21 protein-coding genes and 2 pseudogenes are annotated in these 21,245 nt (G+C 43.1%); 18 read left to right on the top strand and 5 right to left on the bottom strand.

The annotated features are described in order from the left end of the window. The first annotated feature begins 8 nt into the window (after positions 1-8). Positions 9-836: a carbohydrate ABC transporter permease gene (locus KNP95_RS14425; protein WP_251136609.1), complete on the top strand. Its 828-nt coding sequence runs from the start codon at positions 9-11 to the stop codon at positions 834-836. Positions 837-972: 136 nt separating this feature from the next. Here KNP95_RS14425 and KNP95_RS14420 read toward each other — a convergent pair. The 3 genes and pseudogenes from KNP95_RS14420 to KNP95_RS14410 form a co-directional block, all read right to left on the bottom strand. Further along, positions 973-2,234, bottom strand: a pseudogene (locus KNP95_RS14420) (IS3 family transposase); the annotation flags it as partial. A gap of 107 nt (positions 2,235-2,341) precedes the next feature. Next, positions 2,342-2,494, bottom strand: a complete 153-nt coding sequence (locus tag KNP95_RS16240; protein WP_214720060.1) for an AbrB/MazE/SpoVT family DNA-binding domain-containing protein — start codon at positions 2,492-2,494, stop codon at positions 2,342-2,344. 71 nt (positions 2,495-2,565) lie between these two features. After that, the gene (locus KNP95_RS14410) at positions 2,566-4,230 is read right to left on the bottom strand and encodes a multicopper oxidase family protein (protein WP_214720059.1); all 1,665 of its coding nucleotides are present in this window, start codon (positions 4,228-4,230) and stop codon (positions 2,566-2,568) included. 345 nt (positions 4,231-4,575) lie between these two features. Between KNP95_RS14410 and KNP95_RS14405 the strand changes: the two genes are divergently transcribed. The 11 genes and pseudogenes from KNP95_RS14405 (at position 4,576) to KNP95_RS14355 (ending at position 14,460) form a co-directional block, all read left to right on the top strand. Further along, positions 4,576-4,965, top strand: a complete 390-nt coding sequence (locus KNP95_RS14405) for a QcrA and Rieske domain-containing protein (protein WP_251129040.1) — start codon at positions 4,576-4,578, stop codon at positions 4,963-4,965. 357 nt (positions 4,966-5,322) lie between these two features. Continuing rightward, entirely contained in the window at positions 5,323-6,471 is a 1,149-nt protein-coding gene (locus tag KNP95_RS14400) for a YncE family protein (protein ID WP_214838008.1), read from the top strand. Between the two features lie 90 nt (positions 6,472-6,561). Next, positions 6,562-7,197 (top strand): annotated as a pseudogene (locus KNP95_RS14395) (transposase); the annotation flags it as partial. Between the two features lie 674 nt (positions 7,198-7,871). Beyond that, positions 7,872-8,246 (top strand): thioredoxin family protein, encoded by a 375-nt coding sequence (locus tag KNP95_RS16235; protein ID WP_081828361.1) that lies wholly within the window; start codon positions 7,872-7,874, stop codon positions 8,244-8,246. A 112-nt stretch (positions 8,247-8,358) separates the two neighbouring features. Beyond that, on the top strand, positions 8,359-8,817 hold the full coding sequence (locus KNP95_RS14385; RefSeq protein ID WP_029336169.1) for a CopY/TcrY family copper transport repressor: 459 nt from the start codon (positions 8,359-8,361) through the stop codon (positions 8,815-8,817). 45 nt (positions 8,818-8,862) lie between these two features. After that, positions 8,863-9,078 carry a heavy-metal-associated domain-containing protein gene (locus KNP95_RS14380; RefSeq protein ID WP_029336168.1) on the top strand — a complete coding sequence of 72 codons (216 nt, stop codon included), beginning with the start codon at positions 8,863-8,865 and terminating at the stop codon, positions 9,076-9,078. An 18-nt stretch (positions 9,079-9,096) separates the two neighbouring features. Next, positions 9,097-11,556, top strand: coding sequence for a heavy metal translocating P-type ATPase (locus KNP95_RS14375; RefSeq protein ID WP_214838006.1), 2,460 nt, complete (start codon positions 9,097-9,099; stop codon positions 11,554-11,556). Between the two features lie 14 nt (positions 11,557-11,570). After that, positions 11,571-11,846: a glutaredoxin family protein gene (locus tag KNP95_RS14370; RefSeq protein WP_214838004.1), complete on the top strand. Its 276-nt coding sequence runs from the start codon at positions 11,571-11,573 to the stop codon at positions 11,844-11,846. A 142-nt stretch (positions 11,847-11,988) separates the two neighbouring features. Continuing rightward, the gene (locus KNP95_RS14365) at positions 11,989-12,231 is read left to right on the top strand and encodes a heavy-metal-associated domain-containing protein (RefSeq protein WP_214684165.1); all 243 of its coding nucleotides are present in this window, start codon (positions 11,989-11,991) and stop codon (positions 12,229-12,231) included. A gap of 50 nt (positions 12,232-12,281) precedes the next feature. Further along, entirely contained in the window at positions 12,282-12,959 is a 678-nt protein-coding gene (locus tag KNP95_RS14360) for a hypothetical protein (RefSeq protein ID WP_236355812.1), read from the top strand. A 79-nt stretch (positions 12,960-13,038) separates the two neighbouring features. Further along, positions 13,039-14,460: an MATE family efflux transporter gene (locus tag KNP95_RS14355; protein WP_214838001.1), complete on the top strand. Its 1,422-nt coding sequence runs from the start codon at positions 13,039-13,041 to the stop codon at positions 14,458-14,460. A gap of 227 nt (positions 14,461-14,687) precedes the next feature. Here the strand turns inward: KNP95_RS14355 and KNP95_RS16115 are convergent, their stop codons facing one another. Then, the gene (locus KNP95_RS16115) at positions 14,688-14,915 is read right to left on the bottom strand and encodes a PRD domain-containing protein (RefSeq protein WP_260564213.1); all 228 of its coding nucleotides are present in this window, start codon (positions 14,913-14,915) and stop codon (positions 14,688-14,690) included. A 60-nt stretch (positions 14,916-14,975) separates the two neighbouring features. Between KNP95_RS16115 and KNP95_RS14345 the strand changes: the two genes are divergently transcribed. Together KNP95_RS14345 and KNP95_RS14340 are read left to right on the top strand one after the other, a co-directional pair. Next, complete coding sequence (locus KNP95_RS14345) at positions 14,976-15,203, top strand: Lrp/AsnC ligand binding domain-containing protein (RefSeq protein ID WP_214686849.1); 228 nt, start codon at positions 14,976-14,978, stop codon at positions 15,201-15,203. A gap of 531 nt (positions 15,204-15,734) precedes the next feature. Then, on the top strand, positions 15,735-16,652 hold the full coding sequence (locus KNP95_RS14340; RefSeq protein ID WP_214720068.1) for an IS3 family transposase: 918 nt from the start codon (positions 15,735-15,737) through the stop codon (positions 16,650-16,652). 62 nt (positions 16,653-16,714) lie between these two features. On the opposite strand, the gene KNP95_RS14335 is transcribed toward KNP95_RS14340, so the two are convergent. After that, the gene (locus KNP95_RS14335) at positions 16,715-17,434 is read right to left on the bottom strand and encodes a peptidoglycan DD-metalloendopeptidase family protein (protein WP_029336161.1); all 720 of its coding nucleotides are present in this window, start codon (positions 17,432-17,434) and stop codon (positions 16,715-16,717) included. 226 nt (positions 17,435-17,660) lie between these two features. On the opposite strand from KNP95_RS14335, the gene KNP95_RS14330 reads away from it, so the two are divergent. From KNP95_RS14330 to KNP95_RS14315, 4 genes are read left to right on the top strand one after another with little or no spacing between them, the layout of a single operon-like run. After that, complete coding sequence (locus KNP95_RS14330; RefSeq protein WP_285801155.1) at positions 17,661-18,359, top strand: cytochrome c biogenesis CcdA family protein; 699 nt, start codon at positions 17,661-17,663, stop codon at positions 18,357-18,359. A 37-nt stretch (positions 18,360-18,396) separates the two neighbouring features. Further along, a complete protein-coding gene (locus tag KNP95_RS14325; RefSeq protein WP_214837995.1) occupies positions 18,397-19,203 on the top strand; it encodes a hypothetical protein in 807 nt (268 codons plus the stop codon). Positions 19,204-19,255: 52 nt separating this feature from the next. Next, a complete protein-coding gene (locus KNP95_RS14320; RefSeq protein WP_214837993.1) occupies positions 19,256-20,572 on the top strand; it encodes a sensor histidine kinase in 1,317 nt (438 codons plus the stop codon). Further along, positions 20,569-21,240 (top strand): response regulator transcription factor, encoded by a 672-nt coding sequence (locus KNP95_RS14315; protein ID WP_214837990.1) that lies wholly within the window; start codon positions 20,569-20,571, stop codon positions 21,238-21,240. The genes KNP95_RS14320 and KNP95_RS14315 overlap by 4 nt, the downstream gene beginning before the upstream one ends. Positions 21,241-21,245 lie beyond the last annotated feature (5 nt).

Genomic DNA, 21,245 nt, shown 5'->3' with positions numbered 1-21,245 from the left:
GGGGCATCATGAAAAAGGACAAAATTCATATCCCGACGTATGTGTTTCTGACAGTAGGGCTCGTCTTGATCGCCCTTCCGATGTATTTGACCGTCTTGAACTCGTTCAAAGAAACACGGCAAATCACCGGCGGCTTCTTCGAATTGCCGGACCCGTTCACACTCGAGAACTTTCAACGTCTCTTAGACGACGGGGTCGTCCAATACTTTGCGAACTCGATGACGATCACCATCGCGTCCATCGCGCTCATCATCTTGATCGTCCCGATGGCAGCCTATGCGCTCGCACGGACGATGCCGCGTAATCGCGTCTTCCAAGGGATTTACATCATGTTGATCATCGGGATATTCGTCCCGTTCCAAGTCATCATGATCCCGATCACGTCGATGATGTCGGATTTGGGGTTGTCGAGTAAACTCGGGTTGATCATCTTGTATCTGACGTACGCGGTCCCGCAGTCACTCTTCTTGTACGCGGGGTACGTCAAGACCGTGATCCCGAAAGAGTTGGATGAGGCGGCGGCCATCGACGGCAGCGGGAAGTTCAACACGTACTTTAAAATCATCTTCCCGATGATGAAGCCGATGCATGCGACGGTCCTCATCCTGAACGCACTCTGGATTTGGAACGACTTCTTGCTTCCGTTGCTTCTACTCAACCGAGATGAATCGACATGGACGCTCCCGTTGTTCCAATTCAACTATCAAGGACAGTATTTCAGTGATTTCGGACCTTCCTTCGCCTCGTATGTCGTCGGGATCGTCTCGATTCTCATCGTCTACTTGTTTTTCCAGCGCCACATCATCGATGGGATGGCCAACGGATCCGTCAAATAAACGAAGCTCCTACACGTGAAAGTGAACTGAGCCCCGTAAAATGGACAGTTTAATAAAAAGCCCACGTTTTCTATGCGGCGATCAGATGGCCCCGATATTGTTCCGGGGTCATCTTTTTTAGGTTCCATTGACCTCATTCGCAGTTGTAATAGCTTATGTAGTCCCCGACCATTTCTCGGACCTCCTCGAGCGATTTGCACGAGCGGTTGGTGACATAGTCCTTCAACTGGCCGAAGAACGATTCGATTGGTGCGTTGTCGAGACAGTTGCCCCGACGTGACATGGACTGGACCAGTCCGAGGTCGCCGACGAGTTGTTGGTAGTCCGGATGTGTGTAGTGGAAGCCTTGGTGCGAATGAATCATCGCCTCGGGATGTAGGTTCCCTTGGAGATGCTCTTCGAGCTTTTCCATCGTCTGAAAGACGAGGTCCATGTGAAGGCCCGTGGACAGCTTATGTGCCACGATCTCGCGTGTGGCGACGTCCTTCACACAAGACAGATAGACGTTCTCGCCGGAGGCGATCGGGAGATAGGTGATGTCGGTCACGAACACCTTCCCGGGCTCGCTCTGCCGGAACTGACGGTTCAATAGATTCGGCACGACGCGATGCTCGAGCGTCGCTTTAGCTAGTTTTCGATAAGGGCTCATCTTTCGGATTTTGGTGACGATGTTATACTTGCGCATCAGTCGGAGGATGCGCTTATGGTTGATTCGGATCCCGAGGGTTGCGCGCACCTCCATGTACAGTGCCCGATAACCGACTTTGCCACCGTGGCTGTCGTGAATCTGCTTGAGTAGGGTCGCATCTAGATAATCACGCTCTTCCCGGAGGGACTCTGCCTCGGCTCGGTTCAACCAGGCATAGTAACCACTCCGGCTCACACCAGCGATTTCACATAGTGGGCGCACGAGGTTTTCCAGCTGCGCGATTCGGATGATGGTATTGATGACCTGATATTTCTCTGCCGGTGTCAGTTCGTTCGTTTCGCCTGCCCTTCTAACTTCTCTAGCTTTTTTAAGAGTTCGTTCTCGGCCGTCAGATATTTGATCCGTGCCTCTGCCTTCGCCAACCGTCGCTCCATCGACTCGTCTTTTTTCGGACGCCCGCCTCCCAGGGTCTTCCCACGTTTGTTGTTCAGGAGACCGTCTTCTCCGTCCGTTCGGTACGTCCGACGCCAACGCTTCAACGAAGACTTCGCCTTCTCTTTCCCAATCACCGTCAGGTCGAACCCCGCCTCTGTGAAGATCTGTTGAGGTCCTTTGCCGTCCATGTTCTCACGCACGGCCTTGACCTTAAACTCGGCGGTGTATTGAATCGAACGTTCTGATACGGAGGCGACGTTTGGATTTTCTTCGAGCTGATTGATTTGTTGAATGTTGAAGATGATTTTACTCATGACTGTTTCTCCCGTCTGAATGAATAGGTTCATTATAGCGATTCGTGCGCACACGAAAAACCCCGAGTGAGGCACTTTTTTCAAGTGTCCATCATTCGGGGTTCAGTTCAGGTCTTATCGTGATGGGTCTTTTTAATAATGATTCGGCGGTTCTTTTCGTAAATAAACACATATGCTCCATTTTCGATTCTTATTGATTTGGTAATGTGACTGGGAATGGTAACCTGTCCGCTTTTTGTGATTTTCTTTAAAATGGCCATACTTCAGCCCTTTCATTCGATTTATTATGAAAGGATAGCTGCCCAAGGAGGGCTTAGGCAGTATCTCCCTGTTATTCAGGCTTATTGCCTGCATCCGGATCTGGTGTAAAACTTGGTGTAAAGCCGTCATACTTCACCATATTTACCATACCGGCTGTAGCATGATGCAAATCATGGCAATGGAATAGCCAGTTACCAGGATTGTCTGCCTTAAATGCTACGACAACTTCTTCTCCCGGTTTTAAATTTATGGTATCCCTAATGATTGAAGAGCCTTCAACCGGCTTGCCGTTTTTGCTCAGGACTTGAAAGAAGTGTCCGTGCAAATGCATTGGGTGGTCGTCCATCATCGAACTGTTGGTTAAAGTAACTTTTACAAGATCTCCTTCTTTAACATTAATATTGTCTGTCTCAGGAAAGGTCTTTCCATTGATGGTAAATACTTGCCCCTCTCCATCCATTTTTGTATTAAGATCCATTGTATACTCAACATCATAATCCTGTTCGAGTGTGAACTCAGCATCTTCAAACACACCGTAATTCATATAGTTAAACTCTGGGAGCTGCATTTCCTGGTTAGAAGTGTCAGTGGACCCTTCTGTATCTTCATATTTGATTAGAGTCTTCATGCCTGCTGTGCCTTCCATGTCACCATGACATTCAATGAACCATTCACCAGGGTTATCAGCCGTAAATTCTATATCGTAACGCTCGCCTGGTGCTATAGAGATTACTTGATCCTTAATTTCCTGTGGTTCATTCAACTCTTGCCCATCAATGGCAGCCACTTTAAATTTATGTCCATGCAAATGGATTTTGTGGGACATAAAACCCACATTGACCAGACGGAGGCGGACTTTTTCTCCCTCTTTCACCATCAGCGGCTCAATGCTATCCCCACTTTTACCGTTTATCGTAAAGATATCATAAGCACTCATGTCATGGCCCATTCCGCCCATGCCGCCTTGATCCATGCCCTCCATTTTGCTTTCTTCTTCATTGCCTGCTTCGGAACTCATATTGCTGTGGTCCATGTTGCTTTCGCCTTCTGCTTCTTCATTGTTATTCATATTATTATGCTCCATACCTTCCATTTCGGCGCTTTCCTCTTCGGGATTGCTCATCCATTCATCAAGCATCAAGGTATAGTCGCGATCATAAGTTTTTTCTTCAGGCTCGACAATAATGGCCCCATAGAGGCCTTTATCCATTTGTTCTACAGCGTTTTGGTGCGTATGGTACATATAGGTTCCCGGATCCTCAGGCGTAAATTCATAAGTGAAGGACTCACCAGGCTGAACCGCATTTTGGGTTACCCCCGGAATTCCATCCATTTCATTTGGAACAGTAATTCCATGCCAGTGGATGGAAACCGGTTCAGAAAGTTCGTTTTTCAAATTCACTTTGACTTTTTCCCCTTGTTTTACCCTTATCTGGGAGCCGGGAACGGAGCGGTTAAAAGCAAGGGCATTAACACTGACACGATCATTCAACTGATGTGTTCCTTCTTTGGCAACAATGGTAAATTCGTTCCCTGTAAGTGTCTCGGAACTTACAGTTTGAGCACCATCAACCTTTTCAGGATTAACCTTATTTTTAGTTCCTTCTTCCTTTTTCGTATTTCCATGATCCATGCCTTCCATATCGCCGCTCTGCTGGCTGGAACAGGCAGCAAGGAAAAGGACAGCAAGGAAAAGGACAGCAAATGCAAACAAAGCAAGCAATTTTCTTTTCATAACCATACCTCCTGTTGTTTTTCATCCTAACAATAGTAAAAAATGTTGCAGAAAGTATGGATAAAAATGATTAAAATAGCTCATTCACTACATTTTCGCAGTTAAAATATGAAAGTTAACAGAATCTCCATAATTTAACCAAGCCTATATTTTAGAAAGCATGAAATTTCTGCAAACTTAAGGGTCAACATTAAAAGTTAAATAGGAGGGTGGTTAAAATGGAGAAGGTGAATAGGGGAACATTCATTTCCAGTTCCTTAAAGGAGCAGCGGGTCTATTTGCTATATCAGTTCTTCCCTCAGTTTATCTGCGTGCAGCAATAGAGAGAAAGTGGATACTAGTGCAATGGCCAGCCTGGGCCCGCTCAGTGAACTGGAGAAAGGTGACTTTCCCAAAAAAGTGTTTTATAAAACAACGGTTCAGGATGCGTGGGTTGAACAGGAAATGGAAGGGTTTTTGTATATCAATAAAAACAAGGAGGATAATTCCCTGTTAATTATGTCACCTATCTGCACACATCTGGGCTGTGCAGCAGGAAACGCAGAAGTGTCCATGAAGGAAAATGAAGGAGTCGAGTTTTATTGTCCATGTCATGGAGGCAAGTATGATGAGCAGGGAATCAATGTAGGAGGGCCTCCACCAAGGTCGTTGGATGTTTTTGAATCCTTTATCGAGGATAAAAATGTTTGTATTGCCATTCTCAGCCCTATGGTGAGGGAAAAGCGGAAAAAGTGAATGGAGGTGCTCTATGGCATGCTGTTCGAATCAAAAGGAAAAGCAAGGAAGAAAAAAACTCTCGCCGTTCGCTTTCTTTATTTTCTGGTCACTAGTAGTTGCGGCCGCCGGACTGGCTGGTCTTTACTTTAAATGAGCAACTACAAATATCCCCTAGAGAACAGGCCCTTAATGCAGGCCATGTTCTTTTTTTATGACTTGAAAACCTTCTATCTTATAGGCAGAATATGCAGTTTTAATGGATTTCAACAAATTGTACGATTTTAAAAACCTTTTATTTGCCAAGTGAAATATATCACAGTTGGTACAAAAATCAGCTGTTATGATTGCCTTACATTGATAAAGGAGGAGCTTTACATGAATAAAGTGAAAATGAGTATATTTATTTTTCTATTAATGCTGGGAGTTCTGGGAGTTGTACTAGCAGGGTGTAGTTTAGGCAACAATGCAGTTGATGAAGGCCCCAACAAAAAGGAGCTTGTTGCAGCAGTGGGAGAAAATGAGAAGCAAGAAGGGGAGAATACTGAAGAAATGGCTGGGAAAACAGCTGCCCAATATTATTATACTGCAAATGAAGGTGGAAGCATTTCCAAAATTGACGCCGCAACCAACACAATTATAAATACGATTGAGCTGGAAGGTTCTGTTCATAATGTCCAAGTATCTCCAGATGGAAAAATCATTGGTGCAACCCTTGTACCGGAAACAGGCGGCCATGACGAAGAGGATGAAAGCCATGAAGAAGAGGGCGGCCACGGAGAGGGGAATAGTGGAAAAGCGCTTTTCTTTGATGTGGAAAGTGATGAACTAATCAAGGAAGTTGAAGTAGGAAATCACCCTGCCCACATCGTATTTACTGAGAACGGGAACTTTGCGGTCGTGACGAATAATGAGGATAACAATATTTCTGTCATAGATATGGCAAGCTACGAGGTTGTCAATACGGTAGAGACAGGAATAGGCCCTCATGGATTCAGGATTTCAGCCGATAGCCAGAAGGCTTATATTGCGAACATGGGAGAAGACACAGTCAGTGTGGTGAACCTAGAAACGATGAAGGAAGAAAAACGGATCAAAGTCGGTGCAGTTCCCGTTACTGCAGGTGTCACATCGGATGGAAAAACCCTTGTGGCCACTTTAAATGCTGAAAATGCGTTGGCTGTAGTGGACCTTGAGACTGAAAAGGTTGAAAAAATCGAAGTTGGCGTTGGTCCGGCACAGGTTTATGTTGATGTAAATGATGAATTTGCCTATGTGGCAAACCAGGGTACAAAAGACGCTCCATCTAACTCCGTCACAGTGATTGAACTTGCCTTAAGGAAAGCAACTGCTGAAATTATAACCGGAAAAGGGGCGCACGGAGTCGTAACCAGTCCGGACAATAAGAAAGTATATGTAACCAATATGTTTGAAGATACAGTGTCAATCATCGACAAAGGGCAAAACAAGGTAATCGAAACGATCGAAGTGAAAGGTGTTCCAAATGGTATCAGCATAACAGAATAACGCCAAGCCCCGCTGCCCACATTGATATGCTCCCCAATAGGTAGACAGATGAAATAACAAATCTGTTTATTCTATTGGGGAGTGTTTTTTATGGCGAGAAGTCGGCATACGATCGAACAAAAATTGAGTGCGCTGCGCATGATGGAAGAAGAAACATATACTTGGAAAGAAATCATGGAGGCTCATGGCGTCTCTAGGCACACCCTCCAGGTGTGGAAAGTGAAATTCGATACCGGTGGGATCGATGCGTTGAAGGAATCGAAGGCATGGAAATCTTACACCAAGGAACTGAAAATCGCGGCCGTCCGCGACTATCTCGACGGGTTCACTAGAATGGAGGCACTCTCCAAGTATCAGATCAGTGATTGGTCTGTTCTTCGTAAATGGATTAAGAAGTATACTAGTCATAGCGAGTTAACAGATTCGAGAAAAGGGATGGATCGAGCTATGACAAAAGGAAGAAAAACTACATTCGAAGAGCGCCTTGAGATCGTGAAATATTGTTTGGAGAATGGACGCAACTACCAGCAGACCGCGGAACAATTTCAGGTGTCCTATGCCCAGGTCTATGGCTGGATCAAAAAGTATGACACGGGCGGGGCAGAGGCGCTCGTGGACCGCCGTGGGCGTACGAAGCCAGAGGACGAACTAAGCGAAGAAGAGAAGCTTAAGCGCCGTATCCAGCAAATGGAGCTTGAGAATGAACTTCTTCGTGCGGACATGTTGATTTGATCTTGTAATTGAGTGAGTGCAATTTCATGTGACGACACCTTTCGCTCATACTCCTCTTGGAGTCGTTCAGCTTCTGCAATTACGCTTTGTTCAAGGTCATGAATGGTATTTTTATATCGCGCGTTGATTCGCTCATGTTCTTTTTGTTGCGTTTCTAGTCGAGTGGCTCGTTCATTGAACAGGGCAAGCACTTGATTCAGTGCTGCTTCGAGTGATTCGTTCTCCTTGACGACTAAGGGGTCCGGTGACTGTTTATCGGCCAATGATATTAATTGCTCGAATAATTGGTTGGTTGATATTTGACGTTGCTCCATTAAACGCTGAATATGTTCTTTCACTTCTTGTGACACGCGGAATGACGTCACCTTGGTCTCGTTTGATTCCAATTCTAATCCCTCATTTGGTTATTATTTTGTATACAGCATATGTAGTTCCTATATTTAAATCATTTAAATACAAGTTGTTATAAAAAAAATCACTCATAAACTGGCACTTTGTGGTGTAGGAAGGTATACATTTCGACGTCGAAATGTATACCTTCCTACACTTTTTACTTATGAGAATGTCTCAATAGTAAGCTAGTAGTCGAATCATCTATTTAATCCTAGCGACTAAGCAACAAAACGCTTAAGACAATTCCTACTTTGTTTTATTACATCACATAAGAGATGACAGTAGTTAACAATTTAAAGCTGTATGAGTTCAAAATAAATACGACCCAACTAAGTACGAATCGAATTAGTGTTTTGAGAGAAACAATAAGCTTAAAGAAACATACAAAATGGACACGAATATATAGATTGACAAATAACGTTTACAGTTGTAAATTTAAATCGATTACAAACGTAAACGAAAAGAGAGGAGAAAAAATGCTTTCGAAATTTCAATTATCTGATTTGCAAATGGTTAATCACTCTACGCAGCCTGTAGTCTTAAAGTTCACCGCCGATTGGTGCCCGGGATGCCGTCAGCTCGCACTACTATTTGAAAGCGTTGCTGAAGGATATCCAGATGCGTTTTCTAGACAAGAATATAGCCAATGAAGACTGAATAGCGAACCCAAAAACATAATGGTTGACAGTCGACGTTTACGAATGTAAACTGAAAACAAATAAAACGTTTACGATTGTAAACTTAAAATTGGAGGTTAGACAAATGGCTGAACATGTCGAAAAACAAATCACGGATTCAGAATGGGAAGTCATGCGTGTCGTTTGGGCCCAAAAGCACGTGACCAGTAAAGAAATCATCGAGGTATTGGAAAAGAAGATGAGCTGGAAGCCTGCGACGACGAAGACATTCATTGGAAGGCTCGTGAAAAAAGGGATGCTCTCAACCGAGGCCGAGGGGAAGAAATTCATCTACTCCGCGAACGTCGTTGAAGGTGACGTCATCAGAGAGACGTTACACGATCTACTCGATCATATCTGTGACAGGGATGTCGGTAACACAATCGGAACGATGATCACACAGGCGACACTGAGTGTACAGGATATCGAGAATCTCAAAAAAATCCTTGAGATGAAGGAAAGTGAAGCGGTGGAGGACATTCCATGCACCTGTACCCCGGGTCAATGCAGATGTCAGGACCATTCCTGTGGATCCAGACATTGAGTTTGAAATGATGTCATGAAGGTAGTGAATAGGAGGAGATTCAAGATGAAAAAAACGATTTTAACGATTAAAGGTATGTCATGCGCTCATTGTGTCAACAAAGTCGAGTCAGCACTTGAAGGTCTGAATGGGGTTGAAAGTGCGAAAGTCAACTTAAAGAAAGGCATTGCAAAAGTGAAGTACGATGAAACACGACTAGATGTGAATGAATTTAAAGAAGTTGTGGGCGAGGTCGGTTACGAAGTCGAATCAGCCCAATAATAATGGAGGTAAGACGATATGGAGAGTAAGACATTTGCCGTGGAAGGGATGACCTGTGCGTCCTGCGTTCAGACAGTTGAAAAAGCAACAAAAAAATTGCCTGGCGTAGTGACCTCCAACGTCAACCTAGCGACTGGGAAATTGAGCATTCATTACGATGAGACGAAAATCTCGCCGCTGGATATTCAGACGACCGTCGAGAAGGCTGGCTACAAGGCCTCAACCGAGACCGAGCAAAGATCATTTGTCATCACAGGGATGACTTGTGCCTCGTGTGTGCAGACGATTGAGAAGGCCACGAGGAAAATGGTGGGTGTGACTGAGTCGAATGTGAACTTGGCGACAGAAAAATTAGTTATTCGATATGATCCTCAGCTGGTGACTGTATCAGATGTCATCCGAGTGGTGGCAAACGCCGGATATGAGGCAAGAGAAGATCAAGAATCAGCGGATAGTCAAGATACCGAGAAAGAAAAGAAACTGAAAAAAATTCAATCGATGTGGAACCGATTTGTAGGGTCGGCGATTTTCACGATTCCATTACTCTATGTGGCGATGGGGCATATGATCGGCCTACCCCTACCGATGGCATTGCATCCAACGATGAACCCAGAATTGTTCGCTGTCTTGCAGCTCATGATGACCATCCCAGTGATGTTGTTCGGATGGAAATTCTTCTTCGTCGGATTTAAGACATTGTTCCGAGGGCATCCGAATATGGATTCACTTGTCGCCCTAGGGACGAGCGCAGCCTTCTTCTATAGCGTCGGTGCCACCATGGCTATCCTCTCAGGTTATGAGGGATACGTGAATAGCCTCTACTATGAGACAGCCGCAGTCATTCTCACGCTGATCACATTAGGTAAATATCTTGAAGTCCGGTCGATGGGTAAAACATCCGAAGCGATTGAAAAATTGATGGGACTGGCACCTAAGACGGCAAAGGTCGTCCGCAACGGACAAGAGTTAGAAGTATCAATCGACGAAGTCATCGTCGGCGACACGATTATCGTAAAGCCTGGTGAGAAGATTCCGGTGGATGGCGTGGTTCTATCAGGTAATACGTCTGTAGACGAATCCATGCTGACCGGTGAAAGTATCCCTGTTGAAAAAAATGTGGGTGCTCAAGTCATCGGTGCCAGCATCAACAAGAACGGGATCATCCAATACCGAGCCACGAAAGTCGGTAAGGATACGGCGCTATCTCAAATCATCAAATTGGTCGAGGATGCACAGGGCTCTCGAGCTCCTATCGCAAAACTGGCCGATATCATCTCCGGATACTTTGTACCGATTGTCATCGTCGTCGCGATCCTTTCAGGAATTGCATGGTATTTAGGCGGTCAGACCGGCCTCTTCGCCTTGACGATCACGATTTCAGTACTGGTCATCGCCTGCCCTTGTGCACTAGGTTTGGCCACACCAACAGCAATCATGGTGGGTACGGGCAAAGGTGCTGAGAATGGTGTGTTGATCAAGAGTGGCGGCGCCTTGGAGACGACCCATAAAGTCCAGACGATCGTGTTCGACAAGACAGGGACGATCACTGAAGGAAAACCGAAAGTGACAGATATCGTGACAGTGAATGGACATCAAGAAGATGAGTTGTTACGCTTGACCGCTTCCGCTGAAAAAGGGTCTGAACATCCATTGGGCGAAGCAATCGTAAGAGCGGCAGAGGACAGAATGATGCGTGTCATGGATATCGATCGTTTTGAAGCCATCCCAGGGCACGGGATCGAAGTCCTGATCGACGGAAAAGTCTTGCTTGCCGGAAACAGAAAATTGATGAAAGACCGCGGCATCTCACTGGATGTCCTTGAAGGCGCTTCAGACAAACTCGCACACCAAGGCAAGACGCCGATGTATATCGCGATTGACCAACAAATCGCAGGGATCATCGCTGTCGCAGACACCGTCAAAGAAAACAGTCGTAAAGCCATTCAGAAACTTCAACGAATGGGTATCGAAGTAGCCATGATCACCGGAGACAACAAAGGTACGGCCATGGCGATTGCGAGACAGGTCGGGATCGATCGGGTACTGAGTGAAGTGTTACCTGAAGACAAAGCGAACGAAGTGAAGAAGTTACAGGCCGAAGGGAAGAAGGTCGCAATGGTCGGTGATGGAATCAATGACGCACCAGCCTTGGCCCAAGCAGACATCGGAATCGCGATCGGTTCGGGTACTGACGTTGCGATCGAATCTGCAGACATCGTCTTGATGCGAAGCGATTTGATGGATGTACCTACAGCTGTCGAATTGAGCAAGTCAACCATCCGCAATATTAAACAGAACCTGTTTTGGGCATTTGCCTATAATGTCATGGGTATCCCGTTTGCGATGGGGATTGTTTATCTACTTGGTGGGCCCTTATTGAACCCGATACTTGCTGGAGCGGCCATGAGTTTAAGCTCAGTCTCGGTCCTGGTGAACGCACTCCGTTTGAAACGATTCAAGCCTTCGATGATCAAATAAAAGGAGGAATTGGGATGGATAGAGATCTACAGCTCGAACTTTACACGCGTCCGACGTGTTCAGATTGTCAGGATGCCAAAAAATACTTAAAAACAATCTCAGTCTCTTATGTGAACAAAGATGTGGGTATGAACCTTGACCTTGAACAAGAAATGGTAGCGATATCAGGAAATCGAATCGTGCCACTGTTTGTCTTCTACAAAAAAGGGATGCTCAGAAAGAGAAAAGTAGTGAAGTACTTTGTTGGCTTCGAGAACAACAAAGAGGAGATTCTAACATTGCTACGATAAGCAACGATAGCTCACTCTCAGAACCTGTTGAAAGCGTGTCGCGCAATGAGGGACACGAACATAAGGTGGCGAGGGTGTAAAAAAATCGATACTTTTACACCCTACCCATGTATGGTAATTAAATAATCAGGAGGAACATATAATGAAAAAATCAACATTTCAGGTAGCGGGTATGTCTTGTGGATCTTGTATCAATAAGATTGAAGGACACGTTGGAAAGTTAGCGGGTATTGAATCAGTGAAGGTCAATCTTTCGGCGGGAGAGGTGGACGTGACGTTCGATGAAAGCCAACTCACACTTTCTGAGATTGAAACCGCAATTCAAGAGACTGGCTACGAGGTAACGGAGGCGGCCGTTAAAATCGGTTGTTCTTGCTGCAAGTAATGGAGGTCGAGTGACGGTGCGATCAAGGACTACACAAAGGAGTGTTAAACGTGAAAGACCATGGACATCATCATATGAAGAACTTGACGGGAAATGAAGTGTCTGTAGAAGCTAAATATGAATTCGGGAAAATCAGTATCGAGTTAAAGGATCAACATCAGCAAGCCCCGGAACTCGAAGTCAGCCATGAAAAGGAATTCCATTTGATTCTCGTGAACGAAGACCTAACTGAGTACCGACACCTCCATCCGTTTAAAAAGGGTGAGGGTCGATTCGAGCACCCCGTCCAACTTGAGGCAGGGGCGTATAAACTCTTCGTGGATATTCAGCCTAAGGGACTGGCATATCAAGTGAAGCCGGTTCACTTACAGATTGATCATCAGTCCTCTTCCTCTATCGAATCGTCACTTAAAGTGGATGAGCGTCTGACGAAGACGATCGAAGGTCATACCGTCGAGCTGTCGATTGACTCTTTAAAAGCGCATGTCCCGACTGTCTTCAGCTATGACACCAAAGAAAGTAACCCGGAGCCATACCTTGGAGCACTTGGTCATGTCGTCATCTTGGATGAAGCCGGAGAACAGTTTATCCATGTGCATCCTTCTTCTCATGATACGACGGAATTTGAGACGGTCTTCCATAAACCTGGCCTATACAAGGTCTGGGCCGAATTCCAGTTCCATGGGACTGTGCACACCTATCCTTTCGTCATTCGTGTCTCAGATTGACCATGAGCGACCCATGGTTCCTCGTTGGGTCGCTTTCCTGTAATCGTTGTAAGCATAATTTTCGAAGGAGAGGACTCAGATGATAGAAAGTGAGCGGCTGGACACTCATGGTGATCGAAAAACCAAGATGAAATTCATCCTTCTACTCGCGTTACCAGCGGTTGCCGAGAATTTTTTCCAAACGTTGCTCGGATTTGTCGATACGCTGTTCGTCTCAAGAATCGGCCTAGCAGAAGTGTCAGCGGTAGGAGTGACGAATGCCATCCTCGCCATCTACTTTGCTGTCTTTATGGCAATCGGTGTGGCAGTAAACGTTTATGTCGCCAATAACTTAGGCTCAGAACGAATCGAGCGCGCGAGACATATCGCGCAGCAGGCCATCGTCCTATCTGTCGTGGTCGGGGTGACCTTTGGGGTCGTGACGCTATTTTTCGCTGAGCCTCTCCTGCGGTTGATGGGGGTGGAGAATGACGTTTTAGAAGCTGGTAGCACCTACTTCAAAATTGTCGGGATCCCATCGATCGTGATGGCATTGATGTTTGTGCTCAGTAGTATCTTACGAGGTGCGGGAGATACAAAATCACCGATGAAGGTGAGCATCGTCATCAATGTCGTCAATATTGTGCTCGACTATATGTTGATTTTCGGTTTTTGGATCATCCCCGAACTTGGTCTCGTCGGAGCGGCACTCGCGACCGTCATCGCCCGGCTCGTCGGGACGCTCTTATTGATGAACTATATTCGTAAGACGGAAGTGATCGCCTTCAGGAAAGATTTCTGGAGACCGGATCTCGAACACCAGTTGGAGCTCGTGAATCTTGGAAGCCCGGCGGCTATCGAGCGATTGGTCATGAGAGCCGGACAGATCGTGTATTTCGGATTCATCGTGGTACTCGGGACGAACACCTTCGCCGCGCATCAAATTGCAGGGAATCTAGAGGTGTTCTCTTATATGTTGGCATATGGTTTCGCGACAGCAGCAACCATTCTCGTCGGTCGCAACATCGGAGCGGGAGACCACGAGACCGCCAAAGAATATGCCAGATTGAGCACGTTCATGGCGATGGGCTTCATGTCCTTATTCGGGGTCGTCTTATTCTTCTTCGGAGGATGGGCAGGTTCACTTTTCACCGACGATCCCCAAGTCATCAAAGACATCGATGTCGCGTTAAAAATAGCAGCGGTCTTCCAGCCTTTCCTAGCAGTCGTCCTTGTATTGACCGGTGGATTCCAAGGAGCGAACAATACGAAGTTTCCAATGTATCTGACCACGATCGGTATGTGGGTGATCCGGACTGGGGCAGTATATGTATTGGCGATTCAGATGCAGATGGGCATTGCAGGAGTGTGGATCGCCATCGGTCTAGACATCGTCTTTAAGGCGATCGTCCTTTGGACTCAATTCAGCCGAGGGCGTTGGATTGTAGTGGAATCCGAACCGCAGAAGCCCTGTCATCCCAAAACCAAGCATGAAGACGTGCGATGTATAAATAATTATTAACACTTGACTGAAATTGTAGGAAAGAGCAAAGTTGTTCTTTCCTTTTATCTTTTCTGAAAAAGTTATTAAAGGAGCCCGTCACGCCGACCTAAAGAAATCGAATCAGTGGTGAAAAACACACATATGTCATGCGGCCTATAGCTGCTCGATTATAAAAAATGGATATTTTTTTGTTCAATATAGAAAAAACCTGGTCTTCGTCAAAAAGAACCAGGTAATTAAAAAAGTTATTGTTTATTCAAATCCATATTAGTTGTCAGTCGATGAATATGAACGGCTAGATAAGCTAGTTCCTCATTAGGAATTGTCACACCGTGCAACTGTTTAAGGTAGTCCCGTACTTTGAATGAACCATTCATGGCCTTTGGGTAGATGTTCGCCATCTGCTCAAATAGTTGATCGGATTCTTCATTCAACATTTTTCCAGCATAAAAGCGTTCAGCGAAATATTTCACATGTGTGATGAATCATGAATAACGAATATCTTCTTCATCGGTTTCAATATTGTAAGCATTATGAAAACGTCCAATCATGAGAAGTTTATTCAATTTCTAAACGAGCGCCAAGAAGTAGTGGAAGCCCATCGTGTATCAGGAGAAGGATGTTACCACCTAAAAATAAAAGTGACATCTCAGGAAGAACTGAATCTCTTTCTAAATTCGATTCTTGAATACGGGAATTATACGCTTTACTTGTCTATCAACGAAATCAAGCGGCGTCTCTCGCCAATAAAAGACGTATAAAATATATCGCTAGCTGTACAAAAGTTGATAGAGACAGTTAAACACCTTAGAAAAATCATTTAATTCTATGAAAAAGCTCAAATTCTTGTGAACTGCCCCATAAAAATTGGACATAAAAAAATCTAACTTTGGGCTAACCTAAATTTTTGAGACAATATAAAAACACCTTCGCAGTGGTCCACTTTAAAAAAGTGCTGGCATCGGAGGTGTTTTTGCGTGGGCAAAAACGTATATTCAAGTGAAGTGAAGTGAAGTGAAGTGAAGTGAAGTGAAGTGAAGTGAAGTGAAGTGAAGTGAAGTGAAGTGAAGTGAAGTGAAGTGGGCAGTGGTGAGAGACAAACTAAGTTGTGAGTTGACGACTAGAGAGATTATGGAGAAACACGGAATCAAAAATGAATTCCAGATTCACACATGGATGAGATGGTATCGGTCCAATGAAATCTATCGATTCGGCCAACCGATCGGGAAGCAGTACACCTACGGACTCGGTCCTGATTCCGCCAGCGAGGATGACAAGAAAGAGCGTCAACTATCCCACCTGAAGACGGAGAACGAAATCTTAAAAAAATTCATGGAGATCGAAAGAGAGTTGAGAAAGAAGTAGTCCTAAAGGTTGTAGAGCTCCTGAGGAGCAAATATACAGTCACGACAATCCTACGTGTGATAGACGTTCCGCGGGCAACCTATTACCGTTGGGCCAGAGAACCGGTGAAGCACCCTTCGGTGCTAGAGCAAACAATCGTCGCAGTATGTAAGCTTACAAAGTATCGATATGGACATCGAAAGATAAAGGCCCTGTTAGAACAAACCTATGAATTGGCAGCAAACCGGAACACCGTACAGAGAATCATGAAGAAGCACCATCTCCAGTGTCGGATCAAACCCAAACGAAAATGGAAGTCTCAGGGCGAGAGTATCGTCATCGCCCCTGACCTTCTCAAGCGAGACTTCACTGCCAGTAGACCGAATAAGAAGTGGGTGACGGACATCACCTACATCCAATACGGGGGCACGACGAAGTACCTCTCCACGATCATCGACCTATTCAACAATGAGATTGTTGCCTATAAGCTATACGATCATCAACAGACGCCCCTCGTCATCGATACGTTAAGGATGGCGTTGGAGAGTCGGAACAATCCCGAAGGGGTTATCATCCATTCAGATCAAGGAAGTGTCTATACATCATATGCCTTTCAAGATTTCGTAAAGAGGAAGTATCTGACGAGCAGCATGTCTCGAAGAGGCAACTGTTGGGATAATGCGGTGATCGAATCGTTTCATTCGAACTTGAAGTCTGAGGTGTTCCAGTACGTCAAGTTCAACTCGTTAAGCGACTATGAAGTGCGTGAGCGGGTGAATAATTACTTAACTTACTACAACGAAGAACGTATCCAAGAAAAATTAGGCTACCTCACACCGATAAAATATGGTGTGGCGGTAGCCTAATCAAGGTATTTTTATTAGTGTCTCATATAGCTAGGTCAGTCTAATCTTTTCTTTTTTTTAGGTTACAAATAGTTCATTGGGTTGACACTATTCGCTGCAGAATAACTGCTGTATTTATAACTGTTTTTATGAATCTCAAAGTGCAAATGATTTCCGAACGAGTTTCCTGTATTCCCAACTGTTCCAATCTTCATACCTTTAGAGACTGTCTGACCATTTTTTACCGAAAGGCTGTTCATATGAGCATAAACGGTTACGTATTTTTGATTCTGTAGACTATGTGAAATCATAACGTGTTTACCGTATGCACCGCTGTTTTTAGATGTAATGACTTTTCCACTGGCAGAAGCGTAGACGGGTGTGCCTTTTGCTGCAGCTAGATCAACGCCATTATGGAATGTATAACCGTAAGCACCATTAGAGTTTCCGTATCCTTGGGTCAGCCGACCTTCTGTAGGAGAAGCAAAAAGAGAGTTATTATATGATGTTTTTTTGGCAACGTGGCTCTTATATTTTTTTAGGTAAGAACTATAGATATACCGTGTGTTTCCTTTGTAAAGTACTTTTGTCCAAGCTCCTTTTTTTCCTAAATAAGAAAAGGTCTGCCCAGTGTTAGTGATGCCGACAATTTTGTGATTGAGAGAAGGACCAGTCCGAACACGAAGATCGTCTGTCTTCACTTTTACGTTATATGCACTACTTGCTTCGACTTTTGGACTATGCATCGAAAAAGTTGTTGTGAGTAAGACACTAGAAGCGATAAGTATTACCTTGTTTTTCATTAGTTGTACTCCTTTAAAGATACAGTGACGAACGATTTGTTAAAAGGAGTATAGCATCACTATATTACAAAAAAGTATATCAAATTCATTTCAAAAATTGACAAGAGATTTAATCAAAAAATGCATATTTTTTTCACAAACGGATTTTATGATAAAAGTTAAACACATTTCTTTTTTATAAATATTCCAAAAAATAGATTTATTTTTTGTGTGTAGGAGGAATTTGATGGAATTATCTTTTTTGTTAGCTTTTGGGGCAGGGTTTTTATCTTTCATTTCGCCATGTTGTCTGGCTTTATATCCCGTTTTTTTATCTTACATTACAGGGGTTTCAGTTAGAGAGTTAAAAGAAAATGAAAAGTGGAACTGGAATGGAGTTCCCCATACATTAGTTTTCCTACTTGGATTTTCGAGCGTATTTTTAGTGATGGGTTTTTCAACGTCATACTTGGCTGATTTTTTTATAGTGTATAAAGATTTTTTACGGATGAGCGGTGCACTTATTTTATTCATATTTGGTGTTATTCTAACTGGTCTATGGACTCCAACATTTTTACTTAAAGAGCGAAGATTGAACTTAGGAACAAGAAAGCGTGGCTATATCGGAACGTTTTTGGTCGGAGTCGGATCAGCTGCTGGATGGACTCCTTGTACAGGACCAATTCTCGCTGGAGTTATTGCTTTGATTGCCACAAATCCTGGTAATGGATTTTTATATATGCTCTTTTATGTTCTAGGTTTCTCCATTCCATTTTTCTTAATGTCGTTTTTGGTCGGGAAATCAAGATATTTAATGAAGTATTCTTCAAAGGTTACAAAAATAGGTGGAGGGTTTATGATTTTATTAGGTATCATATTGTATTTCGATGGTCTAACGAAACTAACTACAATATTGATTGATTTTACAGGGTTTAGAGGGTTCTGACGCTCTATTTTCTATTTCAAGAGGAGATGCATCGTAAATGTTTCGTAAAAATGTCCTGATGATGGGAGTAGAGGAAAACTGGAAAGTGATGGAGAACATAAAACAACTTAAACCCTCAGGTATAGATATTCATATTTCTTCAAAAGAAGGATGGGTTCGAAAACTACTTCCTGATTTTAAATATTTTGATTCATTTTCAAAAAAAGAATCAGAAGAAGGGTATATTAGTAATCTCATTGAATATTGTACTTCTCAAAAAATAGGCTGGATTATTCCTTTAAGCGAACAAGAAGCAACTACGCTATCGAAACACAAGTTAAAAATGAGAGAAAATAACGTAATGTTTATAACATCCTTTGATTTGGATAAAACAATACTTCATGATTCATTTTCGGTTCAAGGTAATACCTTTACTTACTCTTTTGACCTAATAAAGAATGCGCCTGAAGGTGTAAAGCTGGGGAAAATTGATACATATATCGATTATCGATCTGATGAAGTGATTTGCTGTTTTATGAGAGAAGAGTATGAACGGTACCAAGATACTGTTCTTTCATACGAGGTGTTTGCCAACTCGATTTTAGAGGAGTGCGTAGCAATAATTGCTCAAAGGCTTAATATAAAGGGTTCTTTTTCTTTCGATTATCAACGTGATTCGGAGGGAATGTATACGATTACAAAAATAGAATGTTTCATGACGCATTCTACTCGTGAGGCTATTTTTAGTGATTATGATTTCGCTAATTATTTGTGGAGCAATATTCAAGGAATTGTCCTTTTAAAAGAATCAAATGATAAAAGCTCTTTTGTGTATCGCCTAAATGAAGAATACTTTCTTTTCTAAATCTCAACAGTTTGTTTTTATATGTAATCATCTTAAATGAGAAAGGTACTTTATGAATAAACTTTCATTTAAAATAACGCTATTTTATTTTTTCGGGATTCTCATGATTTTCATTCTCTCATCTGCTATCATATACAACATTCTTGAACATCAACAAGTAGAAAGGGAACTAGAGAGCCTTCAAGAGAGAGGAAATAGTCATCGAGATGTTCTTTCCACTAACTTCGACAAGCAAACGGTTGAACACGTTGTTTTAATGGAGGAAAAGGCGATGACTGATGTGATTATCTTAGACAAAAATAATCAAGTCGTCGATTCATCTAACGACGCTGAACAATTTTTGAACCTGGATTGGATTCAAAAAAAGGATGGAATCGTAGAAGGTAATTGGAGAGAAGGCAAATTTTTAGTGACGGTGAGTAATATTGAAGATGGCGGTCAAATAATCATGTTAGAGCCGACGAAGTATATACAGCATTTGATGGGGGAATTGAAACAACAAGTAGTGTTCTCTCTATTCTTGTTAGTACTTTTTCTATTAGTAAGTGTTTATTTTTTGAGTTATATCATTATAAAACCACTTCTATCAATGAAAGAGGCGACGGTAAAGTTAAGTCAAGGCGAGGTACTGAAAATCAGAGAAGCTGAGAGAAGCGACGAAGTGGGAGATTTAGCACGAGCAATCACTAAGTTATCTGTTGATTTACGTCATATTCAAAATACAAGAAAGCAATTTCTGACTTCGATCACACATGAATTACGTACGCCGATTACCTATATTAAGGGATATGCAGGACTTCTCAAAAAAGACGAATCAAGATTTGGAGATATTATCTATGAGGAGTCCGAAAGACTTCAAGAACTGATTGAGGACTTGTTTGAACTTGCTAGATTGGAAGAGCCACATTTTCAAATAGATCCTCAGATCACAGAGATGAATGATTTCTTAAAACAGATCAGTGAAAGAATAATTGTTAAATTTGAGGAGAAACAAGTGAAATTAATCCTTCAAATTAATAAAACACCCATTTATAAAGAGATAGACCAAGCTAGATTCGATCAGGTTCTCTTAAATTTACTGGATAACGCGCTGAAATATACACATGCGAACAAACGCGTATTTTTAAAACTTGATGAAAACTTTATTGAAGTTACGGATGAAGGTGGTGGTGTGGATGAACAATCACTCCCGTATCTTTTTGATCGTTTTTATCGAGTAGATTCTTCACGAAATCGTGAAACAGGAGGTACTGGGCTCGGTCTGGCTATCACGAAAGAAATAGTTGAAGCGCACAAAGGGACCATCGTAGCTATTAATGTAGAAAACGGGCTGAAGGTTGTCATTGACTTGAGGGGGATTCCAGGATGAGAACCATTGCTTTGGTAGATGATGAGAATCGAATGTTAGAACTGATTGAACTGTATCTGCAAGACAGTTATACCTGTATTAAGCTGAACAGCGGAAAAGAGATATTGAACTTGATTGATGTAGATGAGCCTGACTTAATCATATTGGATGTGATGATGCCTTTAATGGATGGTTTTGAGACTTGTCAAAGGATAAGGGAAGTTTCGAATGTACCAGTCATTTTATTGACAGCACTCGACGGAAAAGAAGAAATCGTAAAAGGATTGCAACTGGGAGCAGATGATTACATTGTGAAACCGTTCGACGAGGCGGAATTGAAGGCAAGAATTCAATCGATTTTCAGACGAACTACAGTTTCTTCAGGATCAAAAATCGAATCGTCGGGTCTAATCTTAAATGAAGACGCCCATGAGCTGTATTACGATAATCATTTAGTCAAAGTCACACCAAAAGAATTTTCATTACTTGCTAAATTATTAAAAAATCCAGAACGTGTCTATTCAAGAGAGGAACTGCTCTCAAGTTTATGGTTAGCAAATGAGTGGACAGATGAACGAACGGTCGATTCTCATGTAAGAAACTTAAGAGAAAAGCTTAGGAAACTCGAGTTTCCTATTGAAGAACACTTTCGCACAGTATGGGGAATTGGTTACAAGTGGGTTCCTTAAATAAG

The organism is Exiguobacterium sp. s36, assembly GCF_018618345.1.
Classification (GTDB): Bacteria; Bacillota; Bacilli; order Exiguobacteriales; family Exiguobacteriaceae; genus Exiguobacterium; species Exiguobacterium chiriqhucha.
Note: the sequence above shows the minus strand (reverse complement) of the source record. Positions and strands in the feature narration are given on the sequence as shown.